The organism is Lebetimonas natsushimae, assembly GCF_002335445.1.
GTDB classification, from domain to species: Bacteria; Campylobacterota; Campylobacteria; order Campylobacterales; family Nautiliaceae; genus Lebetimonas; species Lebetimonas natsushimae.
Genome location: NZ_BDME01000001.1, coordinates 612,999 through 630,349, shown reverse-complemented (window position 1 = coordinate 630,349; position 17,351 = coordinate 612,999). Strand labels below are relative to the sequence as shown.

General features: G+C 31.6%; 18 protein-coding genes. 6 read left to right on the top strand and 12 right to left on the bottom strand.

From position 1 onward, the window contains the following. Positions 1-11: 11 nt before the first annotated feature. From LNAT_RS03570 to LNAT_RS03560, 3 genes are all read right to left on the bottom strand, one after another. Positions 12-1,190 carry a TolC family protein gene (locus LNAT_RS03570; protein ID WP_096258544.1) on the bottom strand — a complete coding sequence of 393 codons (1,179 nt, stop codon included), beginning with the start codon at positions 1,188-1,190 and terminating at the stop codon, positions 12-14. Continuing rightward, positions 1,184-2,341 carry an aspartate aminotransferase family protein gene (locus tag LNAT_RS03565; protein ID WP_096258543.1) on the bottom strand — a complete coding sequence of 386 codons (1,158 nt, stop codon included), beginning with the start codon at positions 2,339-2,341 and terminating at the stop codon, positions 1,184-1,186. The genes LNAT_RS03570 and LNAT_RS03565 overlap by 7 nt, the downstream gene beginning before the upstream one ends. Before the next feature lie 85 nt (positions 2,342-2,426). Next, a complete protein-coding gene (locus tag LNAT_RS03560; protein WP_238593977.1) occupies positions 2,427-2,915 on the bottom strand; it encodes a hypothetical protein in 489 nt (162 codons plus the stop codon). 49 nt (positions 2,916-2,964) lie between these two features. Between LNAT_RS03560 and LNAT_RS03555 the strand changes: the two genes are divergently transcribed. Beyond that, entirely contained in the window at positions 2,965-4,461 is a 1,497-nt protein-coding gene (locus LNAT_RS03555) for a SulP family inorganic anion transporter (protein ID WP_096258542.1), read from the top strand. On the opposite strand, the gene LNAT_RS03550 is transcribed toward LNAT_RS03555, so the two are convergent. The 6 genes from LNAT_RS03550 to LNAT_RS03525 form a co-directional block, all read right to left on the bottom strand. Beyond that, positions 4,448-6,268, bottom strand: a complete 1,821-nt coding sequence (locus LNAT_RS03550; protein ID WP_238593976.1) for a primosomal protein N' — start codon at positions 6,266-6,268, stop codon at positions 4,448-4,450. The two genes, LNAT_RS03555 and LNAT_RS03550, sit on opposite strands and share 14 nt — an antisense overlap. After that, positions 6,268-6,708 carry a type II secretion system protein gene (locus tag LNAT_RS03545; protein ID WP_096258540.1) on the bottom strand — a complete coding sequence of 147 codons (441 nt, stop codon included), beginning with the start codon at positions 6,706-6,708 and terminating at the stop codon, positions 6,268-6,270. The genes LNAT_RS03550 and LNAT_RS03545 overlap by 1 nt, the downstream gene beginning before the upstream one ends. 4 nt (positions 6,709-6,712) lie before the next feature. Then, positions 6,713-7,264: a type II secretion system protein gene (locus LNAT_RS03540; RefSeq protein ID WP_096258539.1), complete on the bottom strand. Its 552-nt coding sequence runs from the start codon at positions 7,262-7,264 to the stop codon at positions 6,713-6,715. Positions 7,265-7,365: 101 nt separating this feature from the next. After that, positions 7,366-7,806, bottom strand: a complete 441-nt coding sequence (locus LNAT_RS03535) for a prepilin-type N-terminal cleavage/methylation domain-containing protein (protein WP_096258538.1) — start codon at positions 7,804-7,806, stop codon at positions 7,366-7,368. Further along, the gene (locus LNAT_RS03530; RefSeq protein ID WP_096258537.1) at positions 7,799-7,999 is read right to left on the bottom strand and encodes a hypothetical protein; all 201 of its coding nucleotides are present in this window, start codon (positions 7,997-7,999) and stop codon (positions 7,799-7,801) included. Before LNAT_RS03530 ends, LNAT_RS03535 begins: the two co-directional genes overlap by 8 nt. After that, a complete protein-coding gene (locus LNAT_RS03525) occupies positions 7,996-8,217 on the bottom strand; it encodes a hypothetical protein (RefSeq protein WP_096258536.1) in 222 nt (73 codons plus the stop codon). Before LNAT_RS03525 ends, LNAT_RS03530 begins: the two co-directional genes overlap by 4 nt. A 49-nt stretch (positions 8,218-8,266) precedes the next feature. Here LNAT_RS03525 and uvrB point away from each other — a divergent pair, with 49 nt between their 5' ends. From uvrB to trxC, 4 genes are all read left to right on the top strand, one after another. Continuing rightward, entirely contained in the window at positions 8,267-10,294 is a 2,028-nt protein-coding gene (uvrB, locus tag LNAT_RS03520) for an excinuclease ABC subunit UvrB (RefSeq protein WP_096258535.1), read from the top strand. 38 nt (positions 10,295-10,332) lie between these two features. Further along, on the top strand, positions 10,333-10,872 hold the full coding sequence (locus LNAT_RS03515) for a gamma carbonic anhydrase family protein (protein ID WP_096258534.1): 540 nt from the start codon (positions 10,333-10,335) through the stop codon (positions 10,870-10,872). A 43-nt stretch (positions 10,873-10,915) separates the two neighbouring features. Next, on the top strand, positions 10,916-13,084 hold the full coding sequence (locus LNAT_RS03510) for an endonuclease MutS2 (protein WP_096258533.1): 2,169 nt from the start codon (positions 10,916-10,918) through the stop codon (positions 13,082-13,084). 69 nt (positions 13,085-13,153) lie between these two features. After that, positions 13,154-13,594: a thioredoxin TrxC gene (gene trxC, locus LNAT_RS03505; RefSeq protein ID WP_096258532.1), complete on the top strand. Its 441-nt coding sequence runs from the start codon at positions 13,154-13,156 to the stop codon at positions 13,592-13,594. Positions 13,595-13,666: 72 nt separating this feature from the next. Here trxC and queA read toward each other — a convergent pair whose 3' ends face one another. The 3 genes from queA to gatC are packed head-to-tail and all read right to left on the bottom strand — an operon-like array spanning position 13,667 to position 16,043. Next, positions 13,667-14,689: a tRNA preQ1(34) S-adenosylmethionine ribosyltransferase-isomerase QueA gene (queA, locus tag LNAT_RS03500; protein WP_202970420.1), complete on the bottom strand. Its 1,023-nt coding sequence runs from the start codon at positions 14,687-14,689 to the stop codon at positions 13,667-13,669. Further along, positions 14,686-15,753 carry a type IV pilus twitching motility protein PilT gene (locus LNAT_RS03495; protein WP_096258530.1) on the bottom strand — a complete coding sequence of 356 codons (1,068 nt, stop codon included), beginning with the start codon at positions 15,751-15,753 and terminating at the stop codon, positions 14,686-14,688. Before LNAT_RS03495 ends, queA begins: the two co-directional genes overlap by 4 nt. An 8-nt stretch (positions 15,754-15,761) precedes the next feature. Continuing rightward, the gene (gatC, locus tag LNAT_RS03490; protein ID WP_096258529.1) at positions 15,762-16,043 is read right to left on the bottom strand and encodes an Asp-tRNA(Asn)/Glu-tRNA(Gln) amidotransferase subunit GatC; all 282 of its coding nucleotides are present in this window, start codon (positions 16,041-16,043) and stop codon (positions 15,762-15,764) included. A 44-nt stretch (positions 16,044-16,087) separates the two neighbouring features. Between gatC and hemL the strand changes: the two genes are divergently transcribed. Then, positions 16,088-17,350, top strand: coding sequence for a glutamate-1-semialdehyde 2,1-aminomutase (gene hemL / locus LNAT_RS03485; RefSeq protein WP_096258528.1), 1,263 nt, complete (start codon positions 16,088-16,090; stop codon positions 17,348-17,350). The last annotated feature ends 1 nt before the right edge of the window (position 17,351 follow it).

Below are 17,351 nucleotides of genomic sequence, written 5' to 3'. Positions count from 1 at the left end.
AAGAAACAGAATTAAAAAACGGAAAGCTTATAATATAAATTAAGTAAAATTTTCTGTTTTTGAAGTCTTAAAATTTTTATATTAAGCTCGGATGTCTGTTTTGAATTTCGCATAATTTCCAAATCTAGTGGCGTGGCGTCTCCACCTTTTATCGCATCTTTTGTAGAAGTAATCAAAGAATTGTAAATTTTTATATTTTCTGTATATATTTTAATTTTTTTATCAATGTTTTGAAGTTCTCTTATATAACTTTCGTACTCTTTAGAAAGTTCATTTTTTTTATCATTCAGTTCTATTCTTGATTTTAAATAATCTATTTTTGTTTTTTCGATGGAATTTAAGGCATTAAACCTTAAAGGATAATTAAGGCTGATTCCGATATTATAATAATTATATGTAGACTCGTCCAAATTAGGCAGATTCTCTTTATAATTATTTTTAACAACATTGTAATTACCGTTTATATTTATACTGAATAAATTATCCCCGATATTCATTTTATACAAATCTTTTTTAATTTTTATATTATCCCTGGCAGATAAATATTCCAAATTCTTATTAACATAATCTTTTTTCTCTATCAATTTAAAATAAGGCAGATCAACTTTTTCTATATCAAGCGAAGATATTTTTTCAAAATTTTTTTTAAGTTTAAAAAGCGTCAAATCCATGTCTGCAAGATTTAATTTAAGTGAATTCAATTTTAAAACGGCGTCATTTAAAAGAGTCGAATCCCCGACTCCGTTTAAAAAAGCTTCTTTTTTCTTTTGAATATCAATTTTTGTATTTTCAATATTGAGTTTTATAATTTTTTTATTTATTAAGTTAATTTTATAATCAATTGCCAAATCAATTGCATTTTTGATTAATTCTCTTTTTTTAAGCTCAATATTTTTAAGATTATAACTTCTAAGATTTTTAGCATACTTTATAGAATAATAAATAGCCCCGCTTTTAAAAACCGGCTGATTTATACTTATTGTAAAACTTTTAGTATAATGTTTGGGATTTAAATTGGTTTTATTTATTGAATAATTAAAATTTATGGGATTAAGCCAGGATTTCCCCAGTTCTTTTGAATTTTCAATAGAATAATTTTTTTCCAAATTCAGTTCATTATTTTTATAATTGTTTAAAATATTTTGATATGAAAAAAGAAAAACAGGCAAAAAAAGAAGTTTTTTTAACATAAAGCAGCCTTTAATCTATCAAATCCTTCATCAATTTCCTCTTTAGTGATTGTAAGCGGCGGCAAAAATCTAACTGATATACTTCCAGCTTTTAATACCAAAACTTTTTTTTCAAAAGTTTTTTTTACTATTTCATCCCTTATTTCACTGCTGTGGCATTTCAATGCCTTCATAAGCCCATATCCGCTGACACAATCAAATTTATCAGGATATTCTTTTGCAATCTCAACCAGTTTATCGTCAAAATAATTAATCACTTTGTCAAGTTTTTTGCTTTTTTTATATTCATCTAAAATTTCTATAACCTCAATTGCCGCCCTAGTTGCTAAATAGTTTCCTCCAAAAGTAGAGCCGTGGTCTCCGGGTTTTAAAACATCTGTTAAAGTAGTAATTACCGCACCGATTGGTACTCCTCCGCCAAGGCCTTTTGCAAGAGTAATAATGTCAGGTTTTATTCCGTATAAATTACTTGCCAAAAATTCACCTGTTCTGTAAATTCCGGTTTGAACCTCATCAACAATAAGCAAAATATCCTTTTCCTTTAACATTTTAGCTAAGTCTCTTACTTCATCCCTGTCAAATGGATTAACTCCGCCTTCCCCCTGAATCAGTTCAAGCATCACTGCCACTGTTTTATCATCTATTTTATTTTCAATGTCTGCTATATTTTTTGCATAAGTAAACCCATCAGGGAATGGCCCGAAATATTGATGAAATTTAGGCTGCCCTGTAGCCTTCAGGGTTGAAATGGTTCTTCCGTGAAAAGAATTTTCAAGTGTAATTACTTTATATTTTTTAATTTCCCCGTTAACTTCGCCATATTTTCTGGCAATCTTCAAAGCTGTTTCATTCGCTTCAGCCCCGCTGTTGCAAAAAAACACCCCGGCATTACCTAAACCACTTTTTTTAACTAGCTTTTCAGCTAATTTTTCTTGGGGTGGAATTCTGTAAAGATTTGAAATATGAATAATATTTTTAGCCTGTTCACATATAGCACTGCTTAGTCTCTCATTTCCATGACCTACACTCACAACTCCTATACCACTTGTAAAATCTATATAATCGTTTTCATTTTTATCCCATAAAGTTGCATTTTTGCCTTTTACAAATTCAACATTGAATCTATTGTAAGTATTTAATAGATAATTCATCATTCTTCCTTTCTTAAATTTTCCATTTTACATTATCAATTTTATATTTTAAATTCTGAAAAATTGCTAAATTTTTCAGGAAATCTTATATTCCATAAAATTCTATATCTACTAAAGGCATTTTAGAAAAAATTCCTGCCTTTTTTTCAAACATTTTAACAAAACTCATTAAATTTTCCATCTCTTCTTCGCCAATTTCACCAATAATCAAAGATATTTTTTTTGCATTATCAATTAAATAAAGTAACCCCGCCACCTCTTCAAGGGTTGTGGTATGTTTTTGAATAGTCTGTTTTACACGAACGGATTTTAAAACAATTTCTACAAAATCCTCAAATTCTTCATTATCTTTAAGAGATTCATCATAAATCTCAAAAACATATGCAAGCCTTGCAAGAAGTAAAGGCAGTTTTTCACTTCTTTTTGGGATATCAACTCTTGAGAATTCATCATTACCGCCTATTACTGCATAATTTTTTGGAAATTTTGTCGGCTTTTCTCCCCAAAAAATTACTAAATCGCTCTTTTTTAAAAATTCTGCATCTCTGTTTGTATAATAATTTTTTATATCCATTTCTAACCTTTTGTTATAATTCCGCTTCAAAAAAACTAAAGGATTATACTTGTTTTCTAAAATTTTGCAAAATTATAACGCAAAAAGTGCCAAAAATGATATATTAGCAGGAATGGTAACTTCAGTCGCCCTGGTCCCTGAAGTTGTGGGATTTGCCCTAATAGCAGGAATATCACCTGTTATTGGACTTTATACAGCTTTTATTTTAGGATTTATTGCTGCGACAATTGGTGGAAAACCGGGGCTTATAAGCGCTGCTGCCGGAAGCATTGCGGTGGTAGTTGTGAGTCTTGTTAAAAATTATGGGGTTGAATATCTGTTTTGGGCGGTAATGCTTGCCGGAATTATTCAGATTTTAATTGGAGTTTTTAAGCTTGCTAAATTTATACGCCTTGTGCCTATGCCTGTAGTTTACGGATTTGTAAACGGACTTGCAATTGTAATAGCCACAAGCCAGTTTGAATTTTTTGAAAATAATATCTGGGTTTATATTTTTGTAACTCTAACAATGGCTATAATGTATTTTGGACCAAAATATATTAAAGGAGTCCCGGCAGGTCTTATTGCAATTGTTTTAATTACGGCAATTACCTGTTTTTTTCATATTCATATAAAAACAGTTGGAGACTTGGCAGATATTAAAGGAAATTTTCCACATTTTCATATTCCAATGGCTCCACTTAATTTTGAAACTATTAAAATAATTTTACCTTATTCGGTAATTATTGCACTGGTGGGATTGATTGAAACTCTTCTTACTATGGAAGTTTTGGAAGAGATGGATGGAGAGAGGGGAAACGGAAACAAAGAGGCTATAGCCCAGGGAATTGGAAATACGGCCTGCGGATTTTTTGGGGCAACCGCCGGATGTGCTATGATAGGTCAGACTATTGTAAACCACACTTCAGGAGGCAGGGGAAGACTTAGCGGAATTACTGCCGCTGTTATGATAATTTTATATGTTGTGTTTTTAAGCAAATTAATTTCAATTGTCCCTCTTGCTGTGTTAATCGGGATTATGTTTATGGTAAGTATCGCTACGTTTGAGTGGGCAAGCATTGATAAAATTAAAAGAATGCCAAAAGAGGATGCATTTGTTTTAATTTTTACAACAATAGTCACTATTTTTACAGACTTGGCAATTGCAGTAATTAGCGGTGTTATCATATCAGCCCTTGTATTTGCCTGGAAGCACGCAAAAGTTTATGCAAAAACAAAAATGGAAGGTGATAAAAAAATATATGAATTTGAAGGACCTCTGTTTTTTGGAAGTGCTAGAAGTTTTCTTGAAAGTTTTGATGTAAAAAATGATCCAAATGAGGTAATAATGGATTTTAAAAATGTAAGGGTAATGGATAGCAGCGGAGTTGAAGCAATAGATAAAATTACAAAAAGATATCTTGAAGCCGGAAAAAAACTAACAATCAGACATTTAAGCAACGAATGTAAAAAACTGCTTGATACAGCTGGTCCTTACTGCACATATGAAGAAGACGATCCTAAATACAAAGTGGCAATTGACCCGGAAAAAATTAAAGAAAATTAACCGGGTCCATATCCACTTTTGCTTTTGTTAAATCAATGCAGGTATAGATAATTTTATGCAAATTTTTACCTTTAAACAAAGCATAATAGCGGTATCTGTTTTTAAGTTTAAAAATCGGAGCTTCCCCGTACCCAATAAGTTCAGGTCTATCTCCTACACACTTAATCAATTCATCCAAATTATTTTTGGCAGTTTCTTTTTTCTTATCTGAAAATTCTATTTTTGCAAGCCTTGAAAACGGTGGATATTCAAGACTTTTTCTAAATTCCATTTCTTCATTAAAAAATTCCTCATAGCTCCTGTTAAAAAATTCCTGATTTTGAGTAATTATTATAACTTCCCCATCTTCTTTTCTGCCCGCCCTGCCTTCAACCTGTTTAGCTAATGCAAACGCCCTTTCCCTTGCCCTGTAATCAGGTGCATTTAATACAAAATCAATATCCACGATAACACTTAAAGCCACATCCGGATAATCATGCCCTTTGGCAAGCATTTGGGTACCGACCAAAATATCAATTTCTCTCTTCTCAAATCGTTTAAGCACTTTATCAATCCTGCTTTTTGAAGTGATTATATCCCTGTCAAACTTTTCTATTTTTGCATTTGGGAAAATTTCTTTCAATTCTTCTGCTATTTCACTTGTACCTTTTCTTTCATTCAAGAATTCATTCCATCCGCAGTTTGGGCAAATTTTGGGAATAGGCTGCGTATATCCGCAGTAATGACACACCAATGCTCTTTTATCTTTATGCAGACTCATGGAAACGTCGCAGTTTTTACATTTAACTGATTCAGCGCAGTTTTTACAAATCATAAATTTAAAATGTGCCCTGGTTGGTACAAATACAATAATCTGCTTGTTTTGTTTTAATTTTTCTGAAATTTTTCTTATTGTGAATTCATCAAAAGTTTCTCTAAAATGTTTTATCTTTTTAGTATTGTAAAATGTTCCTTTAAGCCTGAAATGCGGGAATTTGTATAAATCACTTACAAGCGGAGTTGCGCTTCCAAGAACAACTTTTGCTTTAAATTCTTTACCAAAATATACAGCCAAATCCTTTGCGTTATATTTTGGAGTCTGTTCTGATTTATAAGAATCATCGTGTGCTTCATCAACAATAATTAGCCCTAAATTCTCAATTGGTAAAAAAAGCGCACTCCTGGCTCCCACTATTACATTAATTTTATCTAAATTATTTAAAATTTCCTCTTTTTTCTTTTTAGTGATTTTACTGTGCCAAATAGCCAGAGTTTCTTTGAAATATTTTTTAAGCCTTTTTTCTATCTGGGAGGTTATTGCAATCTCCGGCAGTAAAAAAATTGCTTTTTTGCCCTGATTTATAGTTTCTTCAATAAGTTTTATATAAATTTCAGTCTTGCCGCTTCCGGTATCCCCGAAAAGAATTGATGCGTCTTTGCTGTTCAAAAATTCCAAAGCCTCTCTTTGTTTATCAGTTAAATTTATATCAACCTTACATTTTTTATTTTTAATTTTTAACGTTTCATTATCAATTTTACATTTTCCATTATCCATTTTCCAATAAAACAGCCCTGCCGCTTCACCGATTGAACAGAAATAATACTTACTTATAAAATCAATAATTTTTTGATAATTTTCATTAAAATTGAATTTTTTACCTATTATTTCTTTACATTCATATTTAGGTTTATCCACTTCCTTTAAAACATACCCATAAGTTATTTTATTTTTTAAAGGAATTTCAACAACATCACCTTTTTTATAAACTTTATCGGATTTATAAGTAAATATATTTGGAGTACTGAGAATTGCTATTTCATAATACATTATTTAAAAATTGAACAGTTAAAATCTTTTGAAGTAGATTTTGTAGTGTTACATTCAAATATACATCCTTTATCGTCCTGATCTTGAATATAATTAAAATAAATTATTTTTCCTTGATAAGTTACATTGTAATCTGTTCCGTTTCCATCCCATTTAAGCATATTGTCATTTTTTGGAATTGGCTGGCTTAAAACACCTTCAAAAAAATAATTTGGCTTATCAGGATTACCTTCTAATTTAGGACAGGAATTGTTATTTGAAAGAATATTTTTAGTATATTTTGACGCTATAGCGGCATTTATTGTGGAAACCTCAGTTTTTACTTTAGCTTTTACGGCATCGTCCACACCTGTAAACAGGCGAGGCAGGGCAACCCCCGCCAAAATACCTATAACAACAATTACGAAAACAAGTTCAAGCAGTGTAAAGGATTTTTTCAACTTACTATCTTAAAATAGTTAAATTTTCATCATTACCATTATGTTTAAAGTTTACAGTTTTTACTGATGCGTTAAGTTCAGTTGAATTCATATCATCTAAATCAACTACGGCACTAGAAGTTGTAGGTTTCAATAAAACAAAATTTGGTGACTGATTTGCATTACCGTCCAAACATGCAATATAATAAGTTGCACCTGCTACAGCTTTATCAGCTTTACCTACAATTGTATAATTAACTTCATTATTACATTTTTTTAAATCTAAAATTGCAACTTCTTTTGGAATATCAGTATATTTTGTTAAATTCTGTTCAGCAGAATTATCCTTATTATATATTAAAGCAGAATAATTAATATCTCCATAATGACCTTCTGAAATAGATGTACTCCATAAAGTAGGTCCAACACTTCTGTTTAAAGTTCCAACAAACGCTTTTAAATTGGCTTCATGTGCTTGAGAAGCAACTCCTAAGAATTTTGGAAGCGCAACTGCCGCTAAAATACCTAAAATAACAATAACGAAAACCAATTCTATCATTGTAAATGCTTTTTTCATTATATCTCCTTTTTTCTTTTGGTTAATTATAACATAATTTTAACAAAAATTAATGACAGATGCATGACATTTATTTAATTTTTCGATAATTTCTATATAATTTACTCTCTATTTACCAAAATTTTATTATCTTCAACCCTGATTAACCTGAAAAACGGAACTCTTTTGGGCGTTCCGTTTTTACAATCTATTATATACATTTTTTTGGTAACTTTAGTATTAGATTCAGCAATTTTATGATACATGGTGGTTGAATTACAGTCTTTTAAATCAATATCCGCACCGTTAATTTCTGGTGGCAGAATGATTCTATTTTTTATTGAATGTATATAGCTTATGTCTCCGTGATGATTTTCATTAAGGCTTTTATTCCATAAGCTTATACCCGCTGTTCTGTTAAGCATTCTGACAAACGCTATTAAAACAGCTTCGTGTGCCTGCTGGCTGAAAGTAAAATATTTAAAAATAATTATTACTGACATAATACTTATAATTATAATTACAAAAATCATTTCCAGCATAGTAAAAGCTGTTTTATTCACCCCCTCTCCCAAAATTTTCAATTTTTTTCAGTAATTCATACTCTTTTTTGTCTTTTTCAAGTATCAAAAACAAAAGCTCTTTGGGGGTTGGATTTTGAAGTCTGAGTAAATCTTCTTTTACGTATTCAAAAAATTCATCTTCCAAGTTTATTTCAAATTTTTCACCCATTACTTTTAAAGATATTTTTTTCATTTACCAAGGATCGCCTCAATTTTTCCTAACACTTCTTCAAGTTCAAGCTCTTTTAACGCTATATTTTCTTTACATTCTGCAAGCTCATTTTCAGTTTCTGAGAGTTTTTCTTTAGTATTATCAAGTTCAAGCTTCAAATTTTCATTCTCTTTTGTAAGTTCTTCATATTTTTGTAAAAGTCCGTCTATTTTTTCATTTAATTTTGAGAGAATATCCATAATAATCCTTTAATACTGTTTTGATATAATTATAATAAAAAGGAGAGATTTGTTCAAATTAAATTCCAAATTCACTCCAACAGGAGATCAGCCCCAGGCTATTGAAAAATTGACTAACTGCATAAAAAACGGCAGCAGGTACAATACACTGATAGGCGTTACCGGAAGCGGTAAAACGTTTTCTATGGCAAATATAATTGCAAAACTTCAAATTCCGACACTTATTTTAACACATAATAAGACTTTAGCTGCTCAATTATACAGTGAATTTAAAGATTTTTTCCCTAAAAATCATGTAGAATATTTTATAAGTTATTATGACTATTATCAACCAGAAGCCTATCTGCCAAGACAGGATTTATATATAGAAAAAGACAGCTCTATTAATGCAGAGCTGGAAAGACTAAGAGTCTCAGCCACCGCCAGTCTGCTTGAATACGACGATGTAATCGTGGTGGCTTCCGTTTCAGCCCTTTATGGTTTGGGTAACCCGATTGAATATAAAAAGATGGTGGCAAAGGTTGCTGTTGGGGATGAGATTAATCAAAGAGAATTTATGCTGCGTCTTCTTTCAATGGGATACACAAGAAATGACAAATATTTTGAAAGGGGAAATTTCAGGGTAAACGGGGAAGTTATTGATATTTTTCCAACTTATTTTGAAGATGATGTTATAAGAATTGAATTTTTTGGCGATGAGATTGACAGAATTTATACAATTGATTATCTGACAAATGAGAAACTTGAGGATTTAAAAGAAATTACAATTTATGCTGCAAATCAGTTTATCGTAGGGACTGACAGACTTGCTCAGGCTATTAATTCAATTGAGAAAGAACTTCAAGAAAGACTTAAATTTTATGAAGAAAATGATAGAATCATAGAATACCAACGCCTTAAACAAAGAACAGAATTTGATTTGGAAATGCTTGAAACCACCGGTACATGTAAAGGAATAGAAAACTATGCAAGACATTTAACAGGTAAAAAACCGGGAGAAACTCCATATTCTTTGCTTGATTATTTTGAAATAAAAGGAAAGCCTTATCTTGTAATTGTGGATGAAAGTCATGTTAGTTTGCCTCAGTTTAGAGGAATGTATAATGGAGATAGAGCCAGAAAAGAAGTATTGGTAGAGCATGGATTCAGACTTCCAAGCGCTCTTGATAACAGACCTTATAAATTTGACGAATTTATAAATAAAGCGCCGCATTATCTTTTTGTATCGGCAACTCCAGGGGAATATGAGCTGAATATTTCATCTTGCGTTGCTGAACAGATTATAAGGCCTACAGGTCTACTTGATCCGATTATTGAACTATATCCAAGTGAAAATCAGGTTGCAACCCTATACGATAAAATAAAAGAAGTTACAGCCAAAAACGAAAGGGTTTTAGTTACAACTCTTACAAAAAAAATGGCAGAAGAACTTCAAAAATATTATCTTGAACTCGGACTTAAAGTCAAATATATGCACAGTGATATTGATGTGGTTGAGAGAAATGAAATAATAAGGGGACTTAGAAGCGGAGAATTTGACGTGTTAATCGGAATCAACCTTCTAAGAGAAGGTCTTGATTTACCGGAAGTCAGTCTTGTTGCAATACTTGATGCAGATAAAGAAGGGTTTTTAAGAAGTGAAACAAGCTTAATTCAGACAATGGGAAGGGCTGCAAGAAATGTAAACGGAAGGGTTATAATGTTTGCAAGCAAAATAACTGAACCTGTAATTCTTGATGATAATTTGGAAATCTTAGAAAAAATAAAAGACAAAATTACAAAATCAATGTATAACGCTATAAAAACTACACTCATAAGAAGAATTAAACAGAAAGAATATAATAAAATCCACGGAATTACACCAAAAAGCACAGTCAGAAAACTTGATGTGAGTTTAAAAGAAGAAGGTTATGAAGCCATTGCAAAAGAGCTTAAAAACAAAAACAAAATTCCGCCAAAAGAGAAAAAAGCAATTATTAACAAATTAAAAAAAGAGATGCTAGAAGCTGCCAAAAATCTGGAATTTGAAAAAGCGGCTATGATCAGGGATAAAATTGAAGAGATTAAAAAAAGCTGAAATTAATGGAGAATTGAAAATTAAGAAAAGGAGAAATTATGATTTTAAGATATAAAGATGATTTTCCAAAAATTGCTGATTCTGCATGGATAGCTCCAAGTGCAGATATTATCGGGGATGTGGAAATCGGAGAAGATTCAAGCGTTTGGTTTGGATGTGTAATTAGAGGGGATGTTCATTTTATAAAAATTGGAAAAAGGGTTTCCATTCAAGATCTCTCAATGATACATGTGACACATTTCAAAAAAGAAAAAAAAATAGGAGACGGATTTCCTACCATTATAGGTGATGATGTAACAATAGCCCACCGTGTAATGCTTCACGGCTGCAAAATCGGAAAAGCATGTTTAATTGGAATGAGCGCTACAATACTTGACGGGGCTGAAATTGGAGATGAGTCAATTGTTGGAGCCGGGGCACTCGTTACAGGCGGAAAAAAATTTCCGCCGAGAAGCTTGATTTTAGGCTCTCCTGCAAAAGTTGTAAGAAGTTTAACAGATGAAGAAGTTGAAAAAATTTATCAAAATGCAAAAAATTATGTAAATTATAAAAACGAATATATCAATTTTATTAAATAAAAATGGATAATTGATAATGGAAAATATAAAGGATAAGAATTTAATGATTACAAAATTAGATTTGACAGATTATATAAACCGTTTAAATTCACTTTTTGCAAGAGAAAAAGATTTTAAACTCCAGGGTGATATAAATGTATTTTATAAATATTTAAAAAAACTTGAAAATAAAGATTTCAAAGCTCCCCCCGAGGTTAAAAATCTTGATAAAGAATTAATGCATTTAAAAAAATTTGGTACTTTAAGCCATAATCAAATTTTTGAATTTGTAAAAATAATAAATTATTTTATTTACCTTAAATCTCGAAACTGGGAAGATTTGAGTGATTGGTTTGATAAAATTAAAATTCCGGACGATATAAAAAAAATTTTAAATCATTACAATCAAAAAGGCGAAGTTGTCGGATTTATAGAACTTGATGAAATAAATGAAAAAATAAAAGAAATTAAAACATTAATCAGGCAGGAGCTTTACAAATACATAAATTCCAAAAAATTAGAGCCTTTCCTGGTTGATAAACAAATACACCTTCAAAGCGATGAAGAAACACTGCTTGTAAGGGGCGGATTTAACAAAGTAGTCGATGCGGAAATTCTTGGAAGAAGTCAGAGCGGATATTTTTATATTTTTCCTAGAAGCATAGGAAAACTCAAAAAAAGAATTGATGATTTAATTTCACTCAAAGAAGAATTTTTAGAAAAAAAAGCTCAGGAATTCAGCAATGTTTTAAGAAAATGGCTTAAATTTTTAGATTACATAAATGCTGAATTTGACAAATTTGATTTAATTCAGGCAAGAATTTTTCTGGCAAAAAATGAAAATTTAGAATTTATACTGCCTAGTAAATCAAAAAAATTTTATTTAAGAGATTTTTGTCATCCGGCCCTTCATAACTGTAAACCTATTAATATTGAATGGGACAAACAGGTTTTAATAATTACAGGTGTAAATGCCGGCGGAAAAACAATGCTGCTTAAATCTATTCTAAGCTCGGCTTTTATGGCAAAACACCTGCTTCCTATGAAAGTAAGGGAAAATTCGATTATTCCGGCATTTAAAGATATAAAAGCAATCATTGAAGACCCGCAAAATATAAAAAATGACATTTCAACATTTGCAGGAAGAATAAAAGAGTTTAAAGACGTATTTAACAGGGAAAACTATTTAATAGGAGTTGATGAAATAGAACTTGGAACCGATGCAAACGAAGCCGCAAGTCTATTTAAGATAATTATTGAAGAAATTATGAAAAAAAACAGAATTGTAATTACAACTCACCATAAAAGACTGGCTTCCCTTCTTGCAAAACACGACGAAGTTGAGCTTCTTGCAGCCGTTTATGATGAAAAGCAGCAAAAACCAACTTTTGAATTTATAAAAGGGACTATCGGAAAAAGTTATGCATTTGAAACCGCAAAAAGATACGGGATTCCATTAAATATTATTCAAAAAGCCAAAAACGAATATTCAGAAGATTTGGAAAAACTGGATATTTTAATAGAAAAAGCTGCAAATGCCGAATATGAATACAATAAAAAACTCAAAGAGCTAAATGAAGAACTTGAAAATGTAAAGCTGCTTAAAAATTCACTTCTTACACAAAAAGAGCAGTTTAACGAAAAAATACAAAAAGAAAAAGAAAAACTGCTTAAAGAATTCAACGCTGCAATAAAAGCGGCAAAAGAAGCTATAAAAGCAAAAACAACCGCTGATGCTCACAGAAAACTAAATGCGGCAAACAGAATTTATAAAAACATAAAAGTTAAAAAAGAAGAGATTAAAAAAGAGTTTAATGTTGGTGATATTGTTAAATTTAAAAGCTCAGTCGGGGAAATTGAAGATATTAAAGGTAAAAACGCTCTTGTAAATATTGACGGTAAAAAACTGTTAATTCCAAAAAGTGAACTTGAACACTACAGGGCACCTGTTAAAAAAGAAAAAATCAAGATATCAAAACCGTCAGTTAAAAAGGCAGATATCAAACTTGATTTACACGGATTAAGGCTTGAAGAGGCACTTGAAAAAACAGAAGAATTTCTAAACGCCGCAGCACTTGCCGGGCTTGAGGAAGTTTGGATATATCACGGAATGGGAAAAGGAATACTTGCAAAAGGGATTACGGAACTGCTTAAAAATCATCCTCTTGTAAAAAGTTTTTCTGATGCGCCTCCTCATATGGGAGGATACGGGGCTAAAATTGTAAAATTATGAGTCTATTTGACTCAATTTACTTGATTTTATTATCATTAATTGATATAATTAATTAAAAAAGGAGGGGTTATGGATTATATTGTATATGCTTGTCCTCACTGCAGGGCATTAAATAAATTGCCTAAAAAAGATAGTTATAAAAAAGCAGTTTGTGGAAAATGCGGAGGTAATTTGCTTGAAAACAAACCAATTTCTCTTGATAATTATGATGAGTTTCAAAAAATTACATCATCTGTAACAGTGCCGGTAATTATAGATTTTTGGGCCGAGTGGTGCGGGCCTTGTCAAATGTTTGCGCCAATTTTTGCAAACACTGCAAAAAATTATCCGCTTAAAGCCCAGTTTGTAAAAGTGGATACAGACAAAAACCAGCAGGCTGCAATGCAGTTTGGTATAAGAAGTATTCCTACAATAGTAGCATTAAAAGACGGTAAGGAAATAGACAGAGTAATGGGAGCATTGCCAGAGCCAAGCTTTGCTATGTGGGCGGATAAAATAATTGAAAATTAATAATGGAAAATGGTAAATTAAAAATATAAAAATTTAAAAAAAAATTATCCATTCTCTATTTTACATTATCCATTATATTATGAGCATCGCATCCCCGTAGCTGTAAAATCTGTATTTTTTCTCTATTGCCTCTTTATAAATCTCAAGAGTTTTTTTTCTTCCTATAAAAGCAGCTACCAGCATAATAAGAGTAGATTTTGGCAAATGAAAATTTGTTAAAAGATGATTTACTCTAATTGGCGGATTTTTGGGGTGTAAAAACAAATCACACTCCCCACTGAGTTTTTTAGTCCTCGCATAATATTCAATTGTTCTTGTTACAGTTGTTCCAACTGCTACTATTTCCTTTTTACTATCAAGTATTTTTGCAGTATTTTCTGGTATCTCATAAAATTCACTGTGCATTTTATGTTCCCTAATATCCTCAACTTCCACAGGTTTAAAAGTTCCGGCTCCTACATGCAAGGTCAAAAAATATTTCTCTTTTATTTTATTTAAAAGTTCATCTGTAAAATGAAGACTCGCTGTTGGTGCGGCAACCGCACCCTCTTTTTTTGCAAATACCGTTTGATATTCTGTTTCATCAATCTTTTCATCATTTCTTTTAATATAAGGAGGCAATGGCACATGTCCTATTTTTTCTAGAATATTAACAAGATCTAAAAAATCCAAAATTTTCCATTCCCCATTATCCATTTTCAATTTAAAATCAACCACCCTGCTTCCGTCTTCTAAAAGTTCTTTTACTTCAGCAACCAACCCTTTATCAAAAAAAAGTTTGCTGCCAACTTTTACTTTTCCCCTGATATAAACTAAATAAGCGTTTTTATACGGTCTGTTTAATAAAAGCTCAACTTTTCCACCGGTTTCTTTCACTCCGAAAATTCTGGCTTTAATTACTTTTGTATTATTAAAAATAAATGCACTGTGAGGAACAAAATCCAAAATATTTTTAAAAACTGTATGGATTATTTTATCACTTTTTCTGTCATAAACTAAAAGCTTAGCCAAATCTCGGGGTTTTGCTGGATATTTAGCTATCAACCCCTCAGGCAAATTATAATCATATGCTGACACTAAAAAATCATTCATCAAACACCTATTAATTTTCTCAATTCTTCAGGTTTGGTAGTATACGCCATAGCAGTATCTTTGGTAATAATTCCTTTTAATACATATTCTGTCAATACCTGATTTAATGTCTGCATTCCTGTTGCACCTTGGTTAAGCTGCATTTGTGAATAAATTTGTGCAATTTTATTTTCCCTGATCAAGTTTGCAACGGCGGGATTATTGATTAATATTTCATGCGCAGCAATTCTACCACCGCCAACTTTTGGAAGCAATGCCTGGGAAATAACTGCTAAAATAGCCATCGAAAGCTGTGTTCTGATTTGATCCTGTTCTTCTGCAGGAAATACGTTTACAATTCTGTTTATCGTCTGAATCGCAGAATTAGTATGCAAAGTGGCAAACACCAAGTGTCCCGTTTCAGCAGCTGTAATAGCAGCACCTATTGTTTCCCTGTCTCTCATCTCACCAATTAAAATAACATCAGGATCTTCCCTGAGTGATGCCCTAAGAGCACTTAAAAAAGATTTTGTATCCCTTTCTACCTCTCTTTGGGAAATTAAACATTTATTATGCTGATGAACAAATTCAATCGGATCCTCTATTGTAATAACATGCTTCCTGAAATTATCGTTAATTTCTTTAATCATAGCGGCAAGAGTTGTAGATTTACCGCTTCCGGTAGGACCTGTTACTAAAATCAGACCTTTTTCATGTCTTACAAGTTTTTTAAATACCGCAGGTGCATTTAATTCATCAAGACTAAAAGGTCTTTCAGGAATAATCCTAAAAGCGGCTGCTAAATTTTCTCTTTCAAAATAATAATTTGCCCTAAATCTTGCAACTTTTGGAATTTCAAAAGAAAAATCAAGTTCAAGTTCATCTTCAAGTTTTGCTTTTTGCTTTTCAGACAAAACAGAATAACAAAGCTCTATTACATCCTCTTTTGTAAGTTTGGGAAGATTTAAAGGTGTAAGTTTTCCATCAATTCTAAGCATAGGTTCAGCATTTACATTTAAATGCAGATCACTTGCATTATAATCTTTTATACTTTTTAATAACTGTTCTAAAGTAAAACTAAGAGCCATGATTTGTCCTATTCTATTATTTTAGGCACAATAAAATAACCGTCTTTTGCATTAGGAGCATGTGCTAAAACATCATTAATTATTTCCGTTTTTTTAACCTCATCTTCTCTTAAAGGAGTTGGATTGTTTAAAGTTGAAAATGTTGCTTCAACATTACTTGTATCAATAACATTTAGCATTTCAACAAATTCAACTATTTCTGCCAAATCTTCAGCCATTTTTTCTTTATTATCAATTTCCAGCATTGAAAGATTTTCTAATTTCTCAACAAGTTTCGCATCAATTTTCATGTACCACCTTTTTTAGTATAATTGTATCAAAAAAAAGGAAAAAAATGAGTTTATTTCAAGAAGCACAAAAATATATAGTCGGAGGCGTCAATTCACCTGTCAGGGCATTTAAAAGTGTTGGAGGGGAACCACCGTTTATTGAAAGAGGCAAAGGTGCCTATATTTATGATACTGAAGGAAACAAATATTTAGATTTTATTCAAAGCTGGGGACCACTTATTTTTGGACATTGTGACAGTGAAATAGAAGAGGCTATTATTGAAGCCGTAAAAAAAGGCACTAGTTTCGGAGCCCCTACAAAAGTGGAAATAGATTTGGCAAAAGAAGTACTTGAACTCTTTCCCCATTTGGAATTAATCAGATTTGTAAGCAGCGGAACCGAAGCCACAATGAGTGCAATCAGACTTGCAAGAGGTGTAACAAATAAAGATGATATTATAAAATTTGAAGGCTGTTACCACGGACACAGTGATTCACTTTTAGTCAGTGCGGGAAGCGGCGCCGCCACATTTGGAGTACCAAGCAGTCCCGGAGTTCCTAAAGATTTTACCAAACACACTTTACTTGCAAAATATAATGATATAGAAAGTGTAAAAAAATGTTTTGAAAAAGGTGATGTCGGTTGCGTAATAATTGAACCGATTGCCGGAAATATGAGTTTGGTTCCGGGAAATGCTGAATTTTTAGGAGAACTTAGAGAAATCTGCAACCATTATGGTGCAATTTTAATATTTGATGAAGTTATGAGCGGATTTAGGGCAAGCCTTAGAGGAAGTTATGATATTTATGGAATTGAGGCTGATATTGTAACTTTCGGTAAAGTTATCGGAGGCGGAATGCCTGTTGGTGCATTTGCGGGTAAAAAAGAAATTATGGAAAAATTATCCCCTGTCGGACCTGTATATCAGGCAGGAACCCTCTCAGGTAATCCGGTTGCCATGAGTGCAGGACTTGCCCAAATCAAAAAATTAAAAGCAAATCCTGAAATTTATAAAGATTTGGAAAATAAAGCCAAAAAACTTATGCAGGGATTCGAACATATTTCAAAAGAGAACGGAATTGATTTTAATTACAATGTAGTAGGAAGTATGTTTGGATTTTTCTTTAATTCAAAACTTCCTAAAAATTTTGATGATGTAAATAAATCTGATACAAAAAGATATGCCGCTTTCCATAATAAAATGTTAAATAACGGATTTTATTTTGCTCCAAGTGCTTATGAAACAGGATTTATATGCACTCCTATGAATGAAAACGATATTGAAGCTACAATCAATACCTATAAACAGATAGCAAAAGAAATATAAT

Bases quoted from the DNA above. Each gene is read 5' to 3' on its own strand.
- LNAT_RS03570 (WP_096258544.1), bottom strand. From the start codon at position 1,190: ATGTTAAAAAAACTTCTTTTTTTGCCTGTTTTTCTTTTTTCATATCAA.
- LNAT_RS03565 (WP_096258543.1), bottom strand. From the start codon at position 2,341: ATGAATTATCTATTAAATACTTACAATAGATTCAATGTTGAATTTGTA.
- LNAT_RS03560 (WP_238593977.1), bottom strand. From the start codon at position 2,915: ATGGATATAAAAAATTATTATACAAACAGAGATGCAGAATTTTTAAAA.
- LNAT_RS03550 (WP_238593976.1), bottom strand. From the start codon at position 6,268: ATGTATTATGAAATAGCAATTCTCAGTACTCCAAATATATTTACTTAT.
- LNAT_RS03540 (WP_096258539.1), bottom strand. From the start codon at position 7,264: ATGAAAAAAGCATTTACAATGATAGAATTGGTTTTCGTTATTGTTATT.
- LNAT_RS03530 (WP_096258537.1), bottom strand. From the start codon at position 7,999: ATGAAAAAAATATCTTTAAAAGTAATGGGTGAAAAATTTGAAATAAAC.
- LNAT_RS03525 (WP_096258536.1), bottom strand. From the start codon at position 8,217: ATGGATATTCTCTCAAAATTAAATGAAAAAATAGACGGACTTTTACAA.
- LNAT_RS03515 (WP_096258534.1), top strand. From the start codon at position 10,333: ATGATTTTAAGATATAAAGATGATTTTCCAAAAATTGCTGATTCTGCA.
- LNAT_RS03510 (WP_096258533.1), top strand. From the start codon at position 10,916: ATGATTACAAAATTAGATTTGACAGATTATATAAACCGTTTAAATTCA.
- trxC (WP_096258532.1), top strand. From the start codon at position 13,154: ATGGATTATATTGTATATGCTTGTCCTCACTGCAGGGCATTAAATAAA.
- LNAT_RS03495 (WP_096258530.1), bottom strand. From the start codon at position 15,753: ATGGCTCTTAGTTTTACTTTAGAACAGTTATTAAAAAGTATAAAAGAT.
- gatC (WP_096258529.1), bottom strand. From the start codon at position 16,043: ATGAAAATTGATGCGAAACTTGTTGAGAAATTAGAAAATCTTTCAATG.
- hemL (WP_096258528.1), top strand. From the start codon at position 16,088: ATGAGTTTATTTCAAGAAGCACAAAAATATATAGTCGGAGGCGTCAAT.